This is a genomic window from Streptomyces sp. NPDC048057 (assembly GCF_040653095.1).
Taxonomy (GTDB): Bacteria; Actinomycetota; Actinomycetes; order Streptomycetales; family Streptomycetaceae; genus Streptomyces.
Window position 1 is genome coordinate 132,278 of the sequence record NZ_JBEZNF010000018.1, and the last position, 15,223, is coordinate 147,500.

Annotated in this window: 11 protein-coding genes; 8 read left to right on the forward strand and 3 right to left on the reverse strand. The window is 74.1% G+C overall.

The window, feature by feature from the left end; genetic code table 11:
- Nucleotides 1-230 precede the first annotated feature (230 nt).
- Nucleotides 231-896, forward strand: coding sequence for a class E sortase (locus tag AB0E05_RS22170; RefSeq protein WP_361966041.1), 666 nt, complete (start codon nt 231-233; stop codon nt 894-896).
- Nucleotides 897-969: 73 nt separating this feature from the next.
- Here the strand turns inward: AB0E05_RS22170 and AB0E05_RS22175 are convergent, their stop codons facing one another.
- Nucleotides 970-2,016 (reverse strand): PHP domain-containing protein, encoded by a 1,047-nt coding sequence (locus AB0E05_RS22175; RefSeq protein WP_361966043.1) that lies wholly within the window; start codon nt 2,014-2,016, stop codon nt 970-972.
- 256 nt (nt 2,017-2,272) lie between these two features.
- On the opposite strand from AB0E05_RS22175, the gene AB0E05_RS22180 reads away from it, so the two are divergent.
- Nucleotides 2,273-3,514 (forward strand): aromatic acid exporter family protein, encoded by a 1,242-nt coding sequence (locus tag AB0E05_RS22180; protein WP_361966045.1) that lies wholly within the window; start codon nt 2,273-2,275, stop codon nt 3,512-3,514.
- Nucleotides 3,515-3,548: 34 nt separating this feature from the next.
- Here AB0E05_RS22180 and AB0E05_RS22185 read toward each other — a convergent pair whose 3' ends face one another.
- Complete coding sequence (locus AB0E05_RS22185) at nt 3,549-4,322, reverse strand: VOC family protein (RefSeq protein WP_361966047.1); 774 nt, start codon at nt 4,320-4,322, stop codon at nt 3,549-3,551.
- 269 nt (nt 4,323-4,591) lie between these two features.
- Here AB0E05_RS22185 and AB0E05_RS22190 point away from each other — a divergent pair, with 269 nt between their 5' ends.
- Nucleotides 4,592-4,843 (forward strand): DUF6158 family protein, encoded by a 252-nt coding sequence (locus AB0E05_RS22190; protein ID WP_361966049.1) that lies wholly within the window; start codon nt 4,592-4,594, stop codon nt 4,841-4,843.
- 46 nt (nt 4,844-4,889) lie between these two features.
- On the opposite strand, the gene AB0E05_RS22195 is transcribed toward AB0E05_RS22190, so the two are convergent.
- On the reverse strand, nt 4,890-5,912 hold the full coding sequence (locus tag AB0E05_RS22195; protein ID WP_361966135.1) for a hypothetical protein: 1,023 nt from the start codon (nt 5,910-5,912) through the stop codon (nt 4,890-4,892).
- 596 nt (nt 5,913-6,508) lie between these two features.
- Between AB0E05_RS22195 and AB0E05_RS22200 the strand changes: the two genes are divergently transcribed.
- The 5 genes from AB0E05_RS22200 (at nt 6,509) to AB0E05_RS22220 (ending at nt 15,212) form a co-directional block, all read left to right on the forward strand.
- Nucleotides 6,509-10,030 carry a phosphodiester glycosidase family protein gene (locus AB0E05_RS22200; RefSeq protein WP_361966137.1) on the forward strand — a complete coding sequence of 1,174 codons (3,522 nt, stop codon included), beginning with the start codon at nt 6,509-6,511 and terminating at the stop codon, nt 10,028-10,030.
- A 96-nt stretch (nt 10,031-10,126) separates the two neighbouring features.
- Nucleotides 10,127-12,256: a SpoIIE family protein phosphatase gene (locus tag AB0E05_RS22205; protein WP_361966051.1), complete on the forward strand. Its 2,130-nt coding sequence runs from the start codon at nt 10,127-10,129 to the stop codon at nt 12,254-12,256.
- A gap of 90 nt (nt 12,257-12,346) precedes the next feature.
- The gene (gene htpX / locus AB0E05_RS22210) at nt 12,347-13,261 is read left to right on the forward strand and encodes a zinc metalloprotease HtpX (protein WP_361966053.1); all 915 of its coding nucleotides are present in this window, start codon (nt 12,347-12,349) and stop codon (nt 13,259-13,261) included.
- A 67-nt stretch (nt 13,262-13,328) separates the two neighbouring features.
- Nucleotides 13,329-13,925, forward strand: coding sequence for a hypothetical protein (locus AB0E05_RS22215; RefSeq protein WP_361966055.1), 597 nt, complete (start codon nt 13,329-13,331; stop codon nt 13,923-13,925).
- Nucleotides 13,926-14,021: 96 nt separating this feature from the next.
- The gene (locus AB0E05_RS22220; protein ID WP_361966057.1) at nt 14,022-15,212 is read left to right on the forward strand and encodes an acyl-CoA dehydrogenase family protein; all 1,191 of its coding nucleotides are present in this window, start codon (nt 14,022-14,024) and stop codon (nt 15,210-15,212) included.
- Nucleotides 15,213-15,223: the final 11 nt, after the last annotated feature.

Below are 15,223 nucleotides of genomic sequence, written 5' to 3' on the forward strand. Positions count from 1 at the left end.
GTACCCCCAGCGCCCCTGGGGCGGAGGGGGCGGAACGGCGCGACCAGCCCACCACTGGGCCGCGGACGCCGTCACCGCACACCCGTCACGGTGCCGCCGCGCCCGCGGGGGCGACCGCTCCCACCCGTCGCCGTCACGCGTACGGCCGTATCCTGGACGGAACGGCCGTACGCCGACGAGCACGGCACGGCGCGGCCGCAAACCGCAGCCGTCGACGATCCGGACCCGCCATGGCGAAGTTCCGCACCGCACTCGTGACGCTGGCGGCAACGTTCCTCGCCCTCCTCGCCACGTGCACCACCGCGCTCGCCACCGGCACCGAGCCGCGCGAGCGCCCGCCGGTGGCCCTCGCGCCGTCCGTACCCGGCCCGGCAGGACCCCGTACGGTCGCGACGGACGCCGACGCCACCGTGTCCATCCCCGCCATCGGCGTCGACGACCTCACCGTGGTCCCGTACGAGGGCACCACCGACGACCTCGCCGGCACCCGCATCCAGGACGGCGGAGTGGCCGCCAGCCCCCGCGGCGACACCGGGGGAGTGGGCCCGGGGGAGATAGGGAACTACCTGGTCACCGCCCATCGACTGAGCGCCGGCGGCCCCCTGCACGACCTCCCGGAGCTGCGCACGGGCGACGTCGTGACCGTCGTCGAGGACGGCCGCACCTACCGCTACGAGATCACCGGGACCCGCTGGACCTCCTTCCGCTCCGAGCGTTCGCTCGCCGAACAGCGCGCCGCGGTCCCCGGCCGCCCCGAAGAGCGCCCCACCGAGGCGATGATCACCCTGTCGACCTGTGCCACGCCCGAGGACGACGCCGCGGGCAACTACTGGCGCGACGACCTGGGCAACCCCGAGCACCGCATCGACAAGGTCGGCGTACTGATCGATGACTGACTGCCCATCCCCCGGCTAGGGTCTTTCGTTTGGATCAGGTTGGATCGACGGGCGGCCCGCAACGACGCGTCGCTCACCCGGCGACCCAGGCGAGCAGTTCGTCCGCGCCCCAGGTGTTGATCACCCGCTCGGCGGGCACCCTGGCCCGCTCCGCCCGGGCGCAGCCGATGACCTGCCAGTCGAGCTGGCCGGGGGCGTGCGCGTCGGTGTCGACGGCGAAGTGGACGCCCGCCCCCACCGCCTGCTCCAACAGCCGCATCGGCGGATCGAGCCGCTCGGGGCGGCTGTTGATCTCGACGGCCGTGCCGGACGCGGCGCACGCCGCGAAGACCTCCGCGGCGTCGAAGCGGGACTCCGGCCGGGTGCCGCTGGTGGTCGACCGGCCCCGGCGGACGTGCTCCCGGCCGATCAGCAGCCGTCCGGTGCAGTGCCCGAGCACGTCCACCAGCGGGTTCTCCACGGCCTTCACCATCCGTCGGGTCATCCGTGCGGCGTCCATCCGCAACTCCGAGTGGACCGAGGCCACCACCACGTCCAACGCGTCGAGGAGCGCGGGTTCCTGGTCGAGGGAGCCGTCGGGGAGGATGTCGCACTCGATGCCGGTCAGCAGTCTGAAGGGCGCCCATTGGCGGTTCAGCTCCGCCACCACGGCCAGTTGCTCGCGCAGCCGCCCGGCGTCCAGCCCACGGGCCACCGTCAGCCGCGGCGAGTGGTCCGTGAGCACCGCCCAGTCGTGCCCGAGGGCGATCGCCGTACGCCCCATCTCCTCGATCGGGCTGCCGCCGTCGGACCAGTCGGAGTGCAGATGGCAGTCGCCGCGCAGCAACGAGCGCAACTGCTCGCCGCCGTCCGCGAGCGGCGCCGCGGCCTCGTCCTCCAACTGCCGCAGGTACTCCGGCACCTCGCCCGCGAGGGCCTGGGCGACCACCCGCGCCGTCTTGGGGCCGATGCCCTTGACCGACTCCAGCGCGCGCGGGGACGCGGCGCGCCGCCGCACCTCCTCGGGCGACATCCGGGCCACCACGGCGGAGGCGGTGCGAAAGGCCCGTACCCGGTACGTCTCCGCCCGCGCGCGCTCCAGCAGGAACGCCACCCGGTCCAGCGCCTCCACGGGGTCCATCGCCAGCTCCCTCGCCCGCCGCCCGCCTCGTCCCCTGCCCCAGCGCTGCGGGCGCCGCGCCCGGGGCACGTCCCACTCTCGCCCCGGACGCCGCCCGCGGCACGCCGGGCGTTCCCCCGGACGGGTCATGGAAGCGTCGCGTTCGCCCGAACATCCTGCCCCGTCCGTGCCTCCAACGGCCTCAGCGGGCACTCCCGTGGCATGAGCCACTTGCACCGCGCCGTGGGCCGTGGGGGCTGAACGGCGCCCGCCGACGGTGCGTGCCATCGTGCGGGCGGGCACGGACTTCGTACGGGCGCACCACCGCGACCCGGTCGTGGGCCAGACGCTGCGCTCCGCCGCCGCGGCCACCCTCGCGTACGTCGTCGCGCTGTGGCTCAGCAACGAACCGGCGCCGCTCACCGCCCCCCTCACCGCGCTGCTGGTCGTCCAGGTGACCCTGTACTCCACGCTCACCACCGGCATCCGCCGGGTGAACGCGGTGGTGGCGGGGGTGCTGATCGCCAGCGCCTTCAGCCTGTGGGTGGGGCTGAGCTGGTGGAGCCTCGGCCTGATCATCCTGCTGTCCCTGGTCGTCGGGTACGTGGTGCGGGTCAGCGAGTTCGTCCCCGAGGTCGCGATCAGCGCGATGCTCGTCCTCGGCGTCACCCGGGTGGCCGACACCGCGTGGGACCGGGTCCTCGAAACGCTCATCGGCGCGGTGGTGGGGCTGCTGTTCAACGTGCTCTTCGTGCCGCCTGTGTGGGTGAGCACCGCCGGCGACTCCATCGAGGGCCTGGCCCGACGCATGCGGCTGCTGCTGCTCGACATCGGGGAGGAGCTGAGCACCCCCACCACCGTGGCGACGGCCGCGGCCCGACTGCACGAGGCGCGCCGGCTCGACGACGACGTGGCCGACGTGGACGAGGCGCTGCGGCAGGCGGAGGACAGCCTCAGGCTCAACCCGAGGGTGCGGGAAGGGCTGCTGAACCGGGTGGTGCTGCGGACCGGGCTCGACACCCTGGAGATCTGCGCGGTCGTGCTGCGGGTGCTCGCCCGGACCATGACCGACCTGGCGAAGGAGCACGGCGACGAGGGGCTGTTCCCCCGCGAGACGATCGGGCGGGCGCTGGAAGAGCTGCTGGCCCACGTCGCCGACGCCCTGGTGGACTTCGCCGTCCTGGTCACCACCCAGGTCAGCGAGGACGCACAGGAGGCGGAGGAGCGGCTCGCGCGCGGGCTGGAGGACGCCGCCGCCAGCCGGGAACGGGCGGCGGAACTGCTGCTCGCGGCGGTGCGCAACGATCCGCGCGACTGGCAGTTGCAGGGCGCGCTGCTCACCGAGATCGACCGCATCCTCGCCGAACTCGACCCCGAGCACCGCTCGCGGCGGCTGATGGAGGAGTTGGACCGCCGGGTCCAGCAGGAGCGGGAGAAGTTCCCGCGGGTGGCGGCGGCCCGGCAGTGGCTCGGTGAGCGCCGCGGGACACGGACCACGTCCCACGGCGACGGCGCCTGAGCGCCGGACGAGCGCGTACGTGCGACGAGCGGGGTCAGACGTGGGTGGTGATGGTGAACAGCGCGCCGTCCGGATCCCGTACGGTCGCCTCCCGCGCCCCTTCGAACGTGGTGTGCCGCTCCAGGACCGTCCCCCCGTGCTCCACGGCCGCCTCCGCCGTGGCGTCCACGTCCTCCACCGGGAAGTGCACGTCCCAGCGCGGTCGCAGCAGCGGGTCGGCGGCGGCCCCCGTGGCACCCGAGCTGAGCCGCGCCAGCACCCGGCCGAGGCTCACCAGCACGACCTCGTCGTTCTCGAAGCCCACGTCGCAGCAGCCGGGGCGCTCGTTCGCCCAGTCCAGCACCTCGCCGTAGAAGATCGCCGCGTCGAAGGCGTTGCGGGTGCGCAGCAGCAGCCAGGCGGGCGCGTCCTTGTGGCCCGACTGCCAGTCGGGGATCAGTGCGCCCTCCCAGATCCCGAACACGGCCCCGTCGCGGTCCGCGGCCAGCGCACCGCGCCCCAGCGAGAACGCGAGCGGTCCGACGGCGACCGTGCCGCTGCGCTCCCGGATCCGGGCCGCCGCAACGTCCGCGTCCTTGGTGGCGAAGTAGGGCGTCCAGGCCACCGCGACCTGGAGGCGGGGCGCGAGCGCCCCGATCCCGGCGACGGGCGAACCGTCCCGCACGGCAACGGCGAACTCGTCGCCGAGCCGGCCCTTGTGGAAGTCCCACCCGAGGACGGCGCCGTAGAAGTGCTGCGAAGCGCCGAGGTCCCGGGCCATGAGACTGACCCAGCACGGCGCGCCGAACTTCTGGGCACTCGACGTCATGCCCGGCACGGTGGGTGGTCGCGTCTCGTTGTCCATGGCCCTCGTGTCCCTGAGTCCTGCGGAGCCCGCCGCGGCAGCCCGCAGCGCGCGGCCGGCACCGGCACGCTCCCCATCCTGCGCCCGCCGGGCCCGGGACGCGAGTCGCGCTCGCTCCGCGTGGTCGCGGGGGCACGCAGCGCGCCCCGGGTTGCGGCCCGGCCGGAGAAGAGGCCGGATGGTCACACCACGCGGTACGAGGAACGACGGAACACGGAAGGAGCCCGGCTGCCATGACACGGGCCGACCAGGAGCACCGCGGCGTCGACGCCGCCCGCCTCGGCGAGCACGAGCTGATCCGCGAGCTGGAGAACATCCACCGCAGCCGCCACGACACCCTGCTCCACGGCTCCGCCGCCGCGCTGGCCGCCCACACCGCCCGGATGGCGGAGCTGGAGGCGGAGTATCTGCGCCGCCACCCCGACCGCCAGGTCTCCGCGGCCCGCACCCGCGAGGGCGCCCGCGCCCGCGATGCGCAGCGCTGACGCCCTCGGTCCGTGCCGCGGTGCCGCGGAGCGCGGCGGCGCCGAACTACGTCCTGCTGCCCTGCGCGTCGAACATCCGCTTCACGCTGTCACCGAAGTACGGGCTGCGGTTCCAACTGCCCGCCCCGGTGCTCGTGATCCCGTTGACGTGGCCGAGCTGCGTTGACTGGTTGTAGCCGCGCAGCCAGGGGCCGCCGCTGGAGCCCCCGCCGAAGCCGCAGTTGAGTTCTATCCGGCCGTCGGTCAAGCCGACGCGGCGTGTGGTCCCGGAACACACCCACTGGACCTCGCCCGACGAGTGGTTCCCGGGATAGCCGAAGACGGTCACCGACTGGCTGCGGTCGTAGTTCCACGCCAGGCCGTGGCCGCCGGTCACGTTCACGATCTTCTTGCCCGCCCGGGGCCACAGGGTGACCATGGCGGCGTCCCAGTGGAAGCTGCTGTCGTTGATCCAGCCGTTGAACGCACGGAACTCCTTCGCCGAGAACGTGCCGAAGGGACGGCTGCCCTGCCGGTAACGGGGGACGTACGTCCAGTTCGTCATCCACCGGCCGGGGTTCGCACTGCTCGTGCCACCGGTGTTGACGCAGTGCCCCGCGGTGATCACCATCTGCTTGGACGGGCTGTTCAGCGCGCTCGCCGAACACACGTAGTCACGCCCGTTCGTGGGGTTGCGGTAGAAGACCTTGCCCGCGGTGGCGGCCTCGTCGATCGCCACCGAGCCGCCCTGCGCGGGCGGCTGCTCGGGACCCGCCGGCGGGACCTCGCCAGGCTGCTGCGCCGCGGGCTCCTCAAGGGGAAGGGGCGGTGGCGTCTGCCCTGCGGCCGGGGGCGTCTCGGCCGGGACGGCGTTCGCCATCCGCTCTGCGGTCCAGTACGCCTCGACGCTCGCGGCGTCCTGTTCCGAGTCGACGGGCGATCCGTCGGCCAGTTGCGGGATGGAGCTGGACGTTGCGGAGTCGACGACAGACGCAGGCGGTGGTGCTCCGTTCGACTGTGCCGCTGAAGGCTGGCCGACGGCGGTCACCAAAAGGGCGACGGCCAGCGAAGGGAAGAGATAACGACGCATTCTGCTCACTGAGGATCCTTGTCAGATACAGGTATGCCTTTGATGAAGTGACGGCACGGCGCTGTTCCTGGAAACGTGATGGTTCAGTGGTGCGGACATCAGAGCTGACGGCTGAGGCCGGAAGCCTAACGAGGAGCGCGCCGAACCCGCTCCGAAAGGGCGTCGTGATATTTGATGAAAGGCCGTCAGGAAAACTGCACGGCACGCCCTTTCATTTCTCGAAGCCGCCTGTGAGGGCCGGTCGGCAGCGGTGTGATGTGGCCGTGGAATCCTCGATTCGGGCCGCGGGAAGTGAAGGAATCACCAGGTGATCACGTGCGGAATTGGGCGGAGTTCCGCAACGGTGCATCGATCGCCGCGCTGTGGTCGTGCGGGCCCGTGACCCCCCTCGTACACGATCGCGACGCCCCCCGTTCCGCCCGGCGACGGCGGTAGGAGCCGTCGTGCTGGGTACGTTCACCGCGGCGTCGTCGCCCCCACCCGTCAGGACGGCGCCCGCTGCGTGCTCAACCAGCCGTCACCCAGGAGACGTTGTGGACCGAGGCAGAGCGAGAAGCAGAGCGACGACGAGACGTGCCCTCCTCCCCGTGGCGACCGTGTTCACGGCGCTCGCCGCGACCGTGGCCGGGGCGCTCACCCCGGCCGTCGCCGACACCACCACCGACCCCCGACCCCGTACCGCCGCCGAAGTCCTGCGGCCCCTCGCCCCACCGCCCGCCAGCAACCCCGGCGGCCTCGCCCCCGCACCGCCGGTCACCCCCCGCGCGGTGGACACCGAGGGCATCGAGACCGCGCGGGAATCGCGGCCCGTGGCACCGGGCATGACCCTCACCTCGTACGACCGGCTCGAAGCCCGCGCCTGGCTGCGCGTCGACACCCTCTCCGTCGACCTCGGCGCCGGCTCGACAGCCGTCGACTACCTCTCCACCGGCAAGGTCGCCGACCGTGCACCGCTGAGCCGGCTGGCCGCCGAACACGCCCCCGGACCCGGGCGGCGCACCGTCGCCGCCGTGAACGCCGACTTCTTCGACATCAACCAGACCGGTGCGCCGCTCGGCCCCGGCATCCGCGACGGCGCCCCCACCCAGTCGCCGGCCCCGGGCGCCCACCGGGCCGTCGGCTTCGGCCCCGGAGCCGCCGGCCGCGTGCTGGAGTTGTACTTCGACGGCACCCTGACCCTGCCGTCCGGCCCCGGGCCGCTCGCCGCGTACAACGCGGCCGACGTGCCGGTCGACGGCGTCGGCGCCTACACCTCCGCCTGGGGCGCCGCCGACCGGGCGCTGGCCGTCGACGGCTCCGGCGTCCGCGCCGAAGTCGCCGTACGCGAGGGCCGCGTCGTCTCCGTCACCGACCGGCCCGGCAGCGGGCCGATCGCCGACGACACCACCGTGCTGCTCGGCCGGGAGGCCGGCGCGACCAGGCTCGCCGCGCTCCGCCCCGGCGACCCGGTGTCCCTGGCGTACCGGCCGCGCACCGACGGCGGCCCCCTGCCGCGCACCGCCGTCGGCGGCCGGGAACTCCTCGTCGTCGACGGCACGGCCCAAAGCCACGAGGGCGCGCCCAACAACACCGCGGCGCCCCGCACCGCCGTCGGCTTCTCCCGCGACGGGCGGACCATGCAGATCGTCACCGTCGACGGGCGCCAGGCCGACAGCGGCGGCGTCACCCTCACCGAACTGGGGCGGATGCTCCAGCGCGCCGGCGCCCACAGCGCCCTCAACCTCGACGGCGGCGGCTCCTCCACCCTGCTGGCCCGCGCCCCCGGCAGCGACGCCCTCCGGGTCGAGAACAGCCCCTCCGACGGCAGCGAACGCCCCGTGCCCAACGGTCTCGCGCTCACCGCACCCGACGGCAGCGGCCGGCTCCACGGCTACCGGGTCGCCACCCGTACGTCCCCGCTCGACGCGCCGACCGCATCGCCCGTCAAAGGCGGCCGACCGGACCGCGTCTTCCCCGGGCTGACCCGCGCGCTCACCGCCGCCGGGTACGACGAGACGTACGGTCCCGCCGCCGGCGCCCCGACCTGGCGCTCCGGCGCCCCGTCCGTCGGTACCGTCGACCGGCGCGGCGTCTTCCGCGCCGGCCGCAGCGGCACCGTCACCGTCCGCGCCGAGCGCGGCGGCGCCCAGGGCAGCATCCCGCTGACCGTGCTCGGCCCCCTCGCCCGCGTCGAACCCACCACCCGCCGGGTCTCCCTCGCCGACGCCGGCGCCACCGGCACCTTCGGACTCGTCGGCCGCGACGCCCAGGGCAACAGCGCGCCCGTCGAGCCCGCCGACGTACGCCTCGACTACGACCGGCAGCTCTTCTCCGTCACCGACGACGGCGCAGGGTCCTTCACCGTCGCCTCGCGCACCGGCACCGGAGCGGGCCGCATCACCGCCACCGTCGGCGCCGCCACCACCGTCCTCGCGGTCAGCGTCGGCCTCGCCGAGCAGCCCGTGACCGGCTTCGACGACGCCGCCGGCTGGACCTTCAGCCAGGCCCGCGCCGACGGCTCCGTGGCCCCGACCGACGCCGGGCACACCGGCACCGGCCTGGAGCTGCGCTACGACTTCACCCGCTCCACGGCGACCCGCGCCGCCTACGCCAGCCCGCCGGGCCGCATCGGCGTGCCCGGCCAGCCGCAGTCCTTCACCCTCTGGATCGACGGCGACGGCAACGGCGCCTGGCCCACCCTGCACCTCAAGGACGCCGCCGGCTCCGACCACCTGCTGCGCGGCCCGTACGTCACCTGGACGGGCTGGCGAAAGGTCACCTTCGCCGTGCCGCCGGCAGCCGCGACCCCGCTCGCCGTCCACCGCTTCTACCTCGCCGAGACCGCGGCCACCCGGCAGTACACCGGGAAGGTCGTCATCGACTCGCTCACCGCCCAGGTCCCGCCCACCGTCGACCTGCCCGCGCCCCCGCGGCCCGTCGATCCCCTGATCGACTCCGCCGCCGGGACGGGGGAGCGGGACTGGCGGTTCGCGGTGGTCTCCGACGCCCAGTTCGTGGCGCGCGCCCCGGACAGCGACATCGTCCGCCAGGCGCGGCGCACCCTGCGCGAGGTCCGGGCCGCGCAGCCCGACTTCCTGCTGGTCAACGGGGACCTCGTCGACGAGGGCTCGCCCGAGGACCTGGCGTTCGCCCGGCGCGTGCTGACCGAGGAGCTCGGCGACGCCGTGCCCTGGTACTACGTGCCCGGCAACCACGAGGTCATGGGCGGCCGGATCGACAACTTCACCGCCGAGTTCGGCGCACCGTCCCGCACCTTCGACCACCGCGGCACCCGCGTCGTCACCCTCGACACCTCCAGCCTGTCGCTGCGCGGCGGCGGCCTCGCACAGATCCGGAACCTGCGGGCGGCGCTCGACGGCGCGGCGCGCGCCGAGGACATCGGCTCCGTCCTCGTCGTCGAACACGTACCGCCGCGCGACCCCACCCCGCAGCAGGGCAGCCGGCTCGGCGACCGCAAGGAAGCGGCGCTGATCGAGGGCTGGCTCGCGGACTTCCGCCGCACCACCGGCAAGGGCGCCGGCTTCGTCGGCAGCCACGTCGGCGTCTTCCACGCCGACCGCGTCGACGCCGTCCCGTATCTGACCAACGGAAACGCGGGGAAGTCCCCGGCCGGCCCGGCCGCCGACGGCGGCTTCACCGGCTGGTCCCTCGTCGGGGTCGACCGGGTGTCCGCGGCCGATGCGCGCGCGGCCCGCGGCCGGCCCTGGGCCGCCGGCCCCGACTGGCTCTCCGTGCAGACCCGGGCCCACGTCGACGCCCTCGCCCTCGACGCTCCCGCAGCCCTGGCCACGGGCAGCACCGCCGAGGTGCGGGCCACGGTGACCCAGCAGACGCGCACCGTCCCGGTGGGCTTCCCGATGAGCGTCGACTGGACGGCGTCGAAGAACGTCCACATCACGCCCCGGGCGGCGGGCCGGCCGCAGCCGGTCGGCTCCGCCGCGGCCGTCTTCGACCCGGCGACGGGTCGGCTCACCGCGCTGCGAGCAGGCACGATCACCCTCGCGGTGACCGTCTCCGGACAGCGCCGACAGGCGGAGGTCCCCATCGCGGACGCGGCCCCGGCCGGCCGCCGCGGAGCCGACCGACCGCAGTCGGTCACCGCGCACGCCACCGGGTGACACCGCATCGGTCACCCTGCCCGCGACCCCTCGCCATGCGGGCGCGGCCGAACGCGGGCAGGGTGGTCATGAGCGTCACGGAGGAGGTGGTGCACCGTGGGCGGTCCACGCGCACCCAGAGCCGTGGCCACGGACGGGGAGGGCCAAAGCGCCCGACCCCCGCTCGCCCGGGCGCTCACCGACGTGATGGCCGGCATCGGGGCGCACTCCGGCGCGGTGTACCTGCTGTCGCCCGACGCCCAGGTGCTGGAGATGGTGGTGAAGGCCGGGCTGCCCCGGTCGTTCTCGGCGCCCTGGGAGCGGGTGCCGCTCGGCGCGCAGATGCCGGTCGCCGACGCGGTGCGGGAGAGCCGCCTGGTGTGGATCAGCAGCGAGGAGGAGATGGCCCGCCGCTACCCGAGGATCGCCGTCGTCCTGCCGTACCCGTACTGCCTGGCCGCGGTGCCCGTCGTCCACGACGACACCACGTACGGAGCGGTGTACGTCACCTGGCCCGGCTCCCACCCGCCGGTGCTGCTGCCGCCGGAGCGCACCGAACTGCTCGCGGCCTGCGACCGCATGGCCCGCCGCCTCGGCGAAGCCGCCGCGGCGGGCGTCTCCGTCGTCGCGGACGGCGGGCCCGTCGAGGCCGAACCCATGGTCATGGCCCGCACCGGCGCCGCGGAGGAGGCCGTGCGGATGCTGGCGCGGATGCCCGACGGGCTGTGCGCCCTCGACGTGGAGGGCCGCGTCGTGTACGCCACCCCCGCCACCGGCCGGCTCCTCGGCGTCCCCGTCAGCCGCCTCATGGGCCGACGGCTGTGGAGCGCGCTGCCCTGGCTGGACGACCCGGTGTACGAGGACCGCTACCGTGCCGCCATGCTGAGCCAGCGCACCACGTCCTTCACGGTGCTGCGGCCCCCTCAGGAGTGGCTGGCCTTCCGGCTGCACCCCGGGCGCAGCGGGGTCAGCGTCCACATCACCCAGGCCCGTACCGCGGTGCCCGGGCCGGCCCCCAGCGCCGCGGGCGAGCAGCACGGCAGCCTGGTGTCGATCTCCCACATCCTCAGCCTCGCCGGCGCGCTCACCAAGTCCGTCGGCGTCGAGGACGTCATCGAGACCGTCGCCGACGTCATCATGCCCACGCTCGGCAGCGACGCCCTGGCCATGCTCGGCGCCGAGAACGGCCGGCTGCGGGTGCTCGGCCAGCGCGGCTACCGCGACCCCCGGGTCGTCAACCGCTGGGACGGCACCCCGCTGAGCGCCCAGATCCCCGGGGCACAGATCCTCTCCACCGGAGTGCCCTCCTTCTTCGAGTCCCGGGCCGAGTTGGAACGCGTCTACCCGGCCCGCTACGCCACCCCCGACGGCATGGCCTCCTGGGCGTACCTCCCGCTCATCGCCTCCGGAAGCCCCGTCGGCACCTGCGTCCTCGGCTACGCGCACGAACACCGCTTCCCGCCCGAGGAGCGCGCCGTGCTCACCAGCCTCGGCGGCCTCGTCGCCCAGGCCCTGGAACGGGCCCGGCTCTACGACGCCAAGCACCGCCTCGCCCAAGGGCTCCAGGCCGCGCTGCTGCCGAGCTCGCTGCCCGCCATCGAGGGCCTGGAGGCCGCCGCCCGCTACCTCCCCGGCACCCACGGCATGGACATCGGCGGTGACTTCTACGACCTCGTCCGGCTCGGCGACACCACCGCCGGCGCCGTCATCGGCGACGTCCAGGGCCACAACGCGACCGCGGCCGGGCTGATGGGCCAGGTCCGCACGGCCGTGCGCGCCTACAGCGCGGTGGGCCAGGGGCCCGGCCAGGTCATGGCGAGCACCAACCGGCTGCTCATCGACCTCGACGCCGAACTGCTCGCCAGCTGCGCCTACCTCCACCTGGACCTGCCCGTCCGCAGCGCCCTGGTCGCCCGCGCCGGCCATCCCCAGCCGCTGCTGCGGGAGCCCGACGGCCGGGTGCGGGCCCTGGAGCTGCCCGGCGGGCCGCTGCTCGGCGTGGCGGGTGACGCGGTGTACCCCGTCACGCGCGTACCGCTCGCCCCGGGCTCCGTACTGGCCCTGTACACGGACGGACTCATCGAGCAGCCCGGGACCGACCTCGACGAGGGGCTGGCTGAGCTGGCCGGACGACTGGCCGCGGCCGAGGGCTGCCTGGAGGACGTCGCCGACGCCCTGATGGACCGCGCCGCCGCCGACCAGCGCGGCGACGACACCGCGCTGCTGCTGCTCCGCCCACTGCCCTGAAGGAGCACAATCGAGAGAGGGGAGCCAGAGGACCACGACGACCAAGGACGGCAACGAGCGCGCGACGGGGGACACGCCGGAGGTGATCAGATGGCCAGGCGGCCTCGGTCCCGCTACGCACCGGACCAGGGACTCACCACCCGCATGGTGACGACGATGTTCCTGATCGGGCTGTTGTACGTCGTCTTCGTGGGCGTGCTGCTCGCGCTGCTGCGCGGCGCGTGGCCGCTGATCCTGCTGATCGCGGGCGCCCTGTTCATCGCCCAGTTCTGGTTCAGCGACCGCATCGCCGCGTACGGCATGGGCGCCCGGGAGGTCACCCCCGAGGAGGCGCCCCAGCTCCACGGCGCCGTCGACCGGGTCTGCGCGCTGGCGAACATGTCCAAACCGCGGGTGGCCATCACGGACAGCGACGTGCCGAACGCCTTCGCCACCGGCCGCAACGAGAAGACGGCGCTGGTGTGCGTGACCACGGGCCTGCTCAGACGCCTGGAGCCGGAGGAGCTGGAGGGCGTCCTCGCCCACGAGCTGTCCCACGTCGCCCACCGCGACGTCGCGGTGATGACGATCGCCTCCTTCCTCGGCGTGCTCGCCGGGATCATGGTGCGCGTCAGTCTGTACGGCGGACTGGGGCGCGCCGGGCGCAGCAACAGCAACACCGCCCTCGCCGTCGCCCTGATCCCCCTGGTCAGCGCGGCCGTCTACGTGATCAGCTTCCTGCTCACCCGGCTGCTGTCGCGCTACCGGGAGCTGTCGGCCGACCGCGCCGCGGCGCTGCTGACCGGCCGCCCCTCCGCGCTCGCGTCCGCGCTCACCAAGGTGACCGGAGAGATGGCCCGCATCCCGACGCAGGACCTGCGCAAGGCCGAGCCGTACAACGCCTTCTGGTTCGCCCCGGCCTTCTCCTCCCGGGAGAGCCTGGGCCGGCTGCTCTCCTCGCACCCGACGCTGGAGCAGCGCCTGGAGCAACTCGCCGCGATCAGCGCCCAGCTCGCCCGCCCGTGACCGGCATGCGACCCGTGACCGGCGTACGACCCGTGCGCCGCCCGCACCGTCGAACGGGGGACTTCCGTTGAGATTCCTCGACGTCATCCTCGGCCGCAGCAAGCCCGTCCGCCCCGACCTCGACCAGCTCTTCGGGCTGCCGTCGGCCGCGATCACCCTCCAGGCGGGCGCCGGCTTCACCCCGACCGGCGCCGGCTCCGTGTGCTTCGCCACCACCGAGGGCGGAGCGTTCGGCCGCATCCAACAGGACGTCGGAGAACTCCTCGACGCCGACTCCGGGCGCAGCGCCCCCGTCACCTTCAGCCAGGACGCCTACGGCTACACCTGGGTGCTCGTCACCCGGCCCGCGGACGACACCGCGGCCCTGGTGAACGACCTGCACGCGGTCAACACCCTGCTGGAGGACGGCGGCTTCGGACCCCAACTGCTCTGCTCCCTGGTCGCCTTCACCGACGGACCGGGCGACGATCGACCTCTGGCCCTCGTCTATCTGTACAAACGGGGCACGTTCTACCCCTTCGCGCCCGTGCCCGGCGCCGCCGAACGCCGGGACAACGCCCTGGAACTCCAGGTCAGGGCGCTGCTCGCGGACGACCTACGGATGGAGAAGGACCTGTCCCGGTGGTTCCCCGTCTGGGGCGCCCCCGGCCTCGCCGCGCACTGACGCCCCGAGCGCGGAGGGCCACGCCCCTTCCGGATTCCTGCAACGCGTTCTACCGTGTGCGCCGCGCCCGGGACGGACCGAGACCCAGGAGGGGCCGTGCACCTCGCCCACACGCCCGAACAGCAGCGGCTGCGCGCCGAGTTGCGCGCCTACTTCGCCGAACTCGTCCCCGACGGCGCCCCGGCGCGCCACGCCGACCCCGCCGCACAGAAGCGCTTCTACCGCACCACCGTGCGCCGCCTCGGCGCGGACGGCTGGCTCGGGGTCGGCTGGCCCACCGAGTACGGCGGACGCGGCCTCGGCGCCGCCGAACAGTTCGTCTTCTTCGACGAAGCGGCCCAAGCCGGCGTCCCGCTGCCGCTGATGGCGCTGAACACCGTCGGCCCGACGATCATGCAGTTCGGCACCGCCGAACAGAAGGCGTACTTCCTGCCGCGGATCCTCCGCGGCGAGATCGACTTCGCCATCGGCTACAGCGAACCCGGCGCCGGCACCGACCTCGCGGCCCTGGCCACCCGCGCCGTGCGCGAAGGCGACCCGGACACCGGCACGTACACCGTCAACGGCCAGAAGATCTGGACCACCAACGGCGACACCGCCGACTGGGTCTGGCTCGCCGTGCGCACCGACCCCGACGCCCCGCCGCACAAGGGCATCACCATCCTGCTGGTGCCGACCGCCGACCCCGGCTACTCCTGCACCGTCATCAACACCCTCGCCTCCCACTCCACCACCGCCAGCTACTACGAGGACGTCCGGGTGCCCGCCACGCACCGCGTGGGCCCCGAGAACAAGGGCTGGCGCCTGATCACCAACCAGCTCAACCACGAACGCGTCACCCTCGCCGCCCACGGCACGATGGCCGTCCGCGCCCTGGCCGACGTCCAACGCTGGGCCGCGGCGACGAAGCTGGCCGACGGCCGCCGCGTCCTCGACCTGGGCTGGGTCCGCACCCGCCTCGCCCGCACCCACGCCCGGCTCGACGCCATGAAGCTCCTGAACTGGCAGATGGTCAGCGCCGTCCAGCACGGCACCCTCACCCCCCAAGACGCCTCGGCCGTCAAGGTGTACGGCTCCGAGGCCCGCCGCGACGCCTACGCCTGGCTCCTGGAAGTCCTCTCCGCCACGGGCCCCCTCAAGGAGGGCTCCCCGGGCACGGCCCTCCACGGCGACCTGGAGCGCGGCTACCGCTCCGCGGTCATCTTCACCTTCGGCGGCGGGAACAACGAGATCCAACGGGAGATCATCGCGTGGATCGGCTTGGGCATGCCACGGGTCCGCCGCTGACGCGGCCGGGC

Excerpts from the sequence above, each read along its gene's own strand:
- AB0E05_RS22190 (WP_361966049.1), top strand. The coding sequence starts at position 4,592 with ATGACACGGGCCGACCAGGAGCACCGCGGCGTCGACGCCGCCCGCCTC.
- AB0E05_RS22170 (WP_361966041.1), top strand. The coding sequence starts at position 231 with ATGGCGAAGTTCCGCACCGCACTCGTGACGCTGGCGGCAACGTTCCTC.
- AB0E05_RS22185 (WP_361966047.1), bottom strand. The coding sequence starts at position 4,322 with ATGACGTCGAGTGCCCAGAAGTTCGGCGCGCCGTGCTGGGTCAGTCTC.
- AB0E05_RS22175 (WP_361966043.1), bottom strand. The coding sequence starts at position 2,016 with ATGGACCCCGTGGAGGCGCTGGACCGGGTGGCGTTCCTGCTGGAGCGC.
- htpX (WP_361966053.1), top strand. The coding sequence starts at position 12,347 with ATGGCCAGGCGGCCTCGGTCCCGCTACGCACCGGACCAGGGACTCACC.
- AB0E05_RS22195 (WP_361966135.1), bottom strand. The coding sequence starts at position 5,912 with ATGCGTCGTTATCTCTTCCCTTCGCTGGCCGTCGCCCTTTTGGTGACC.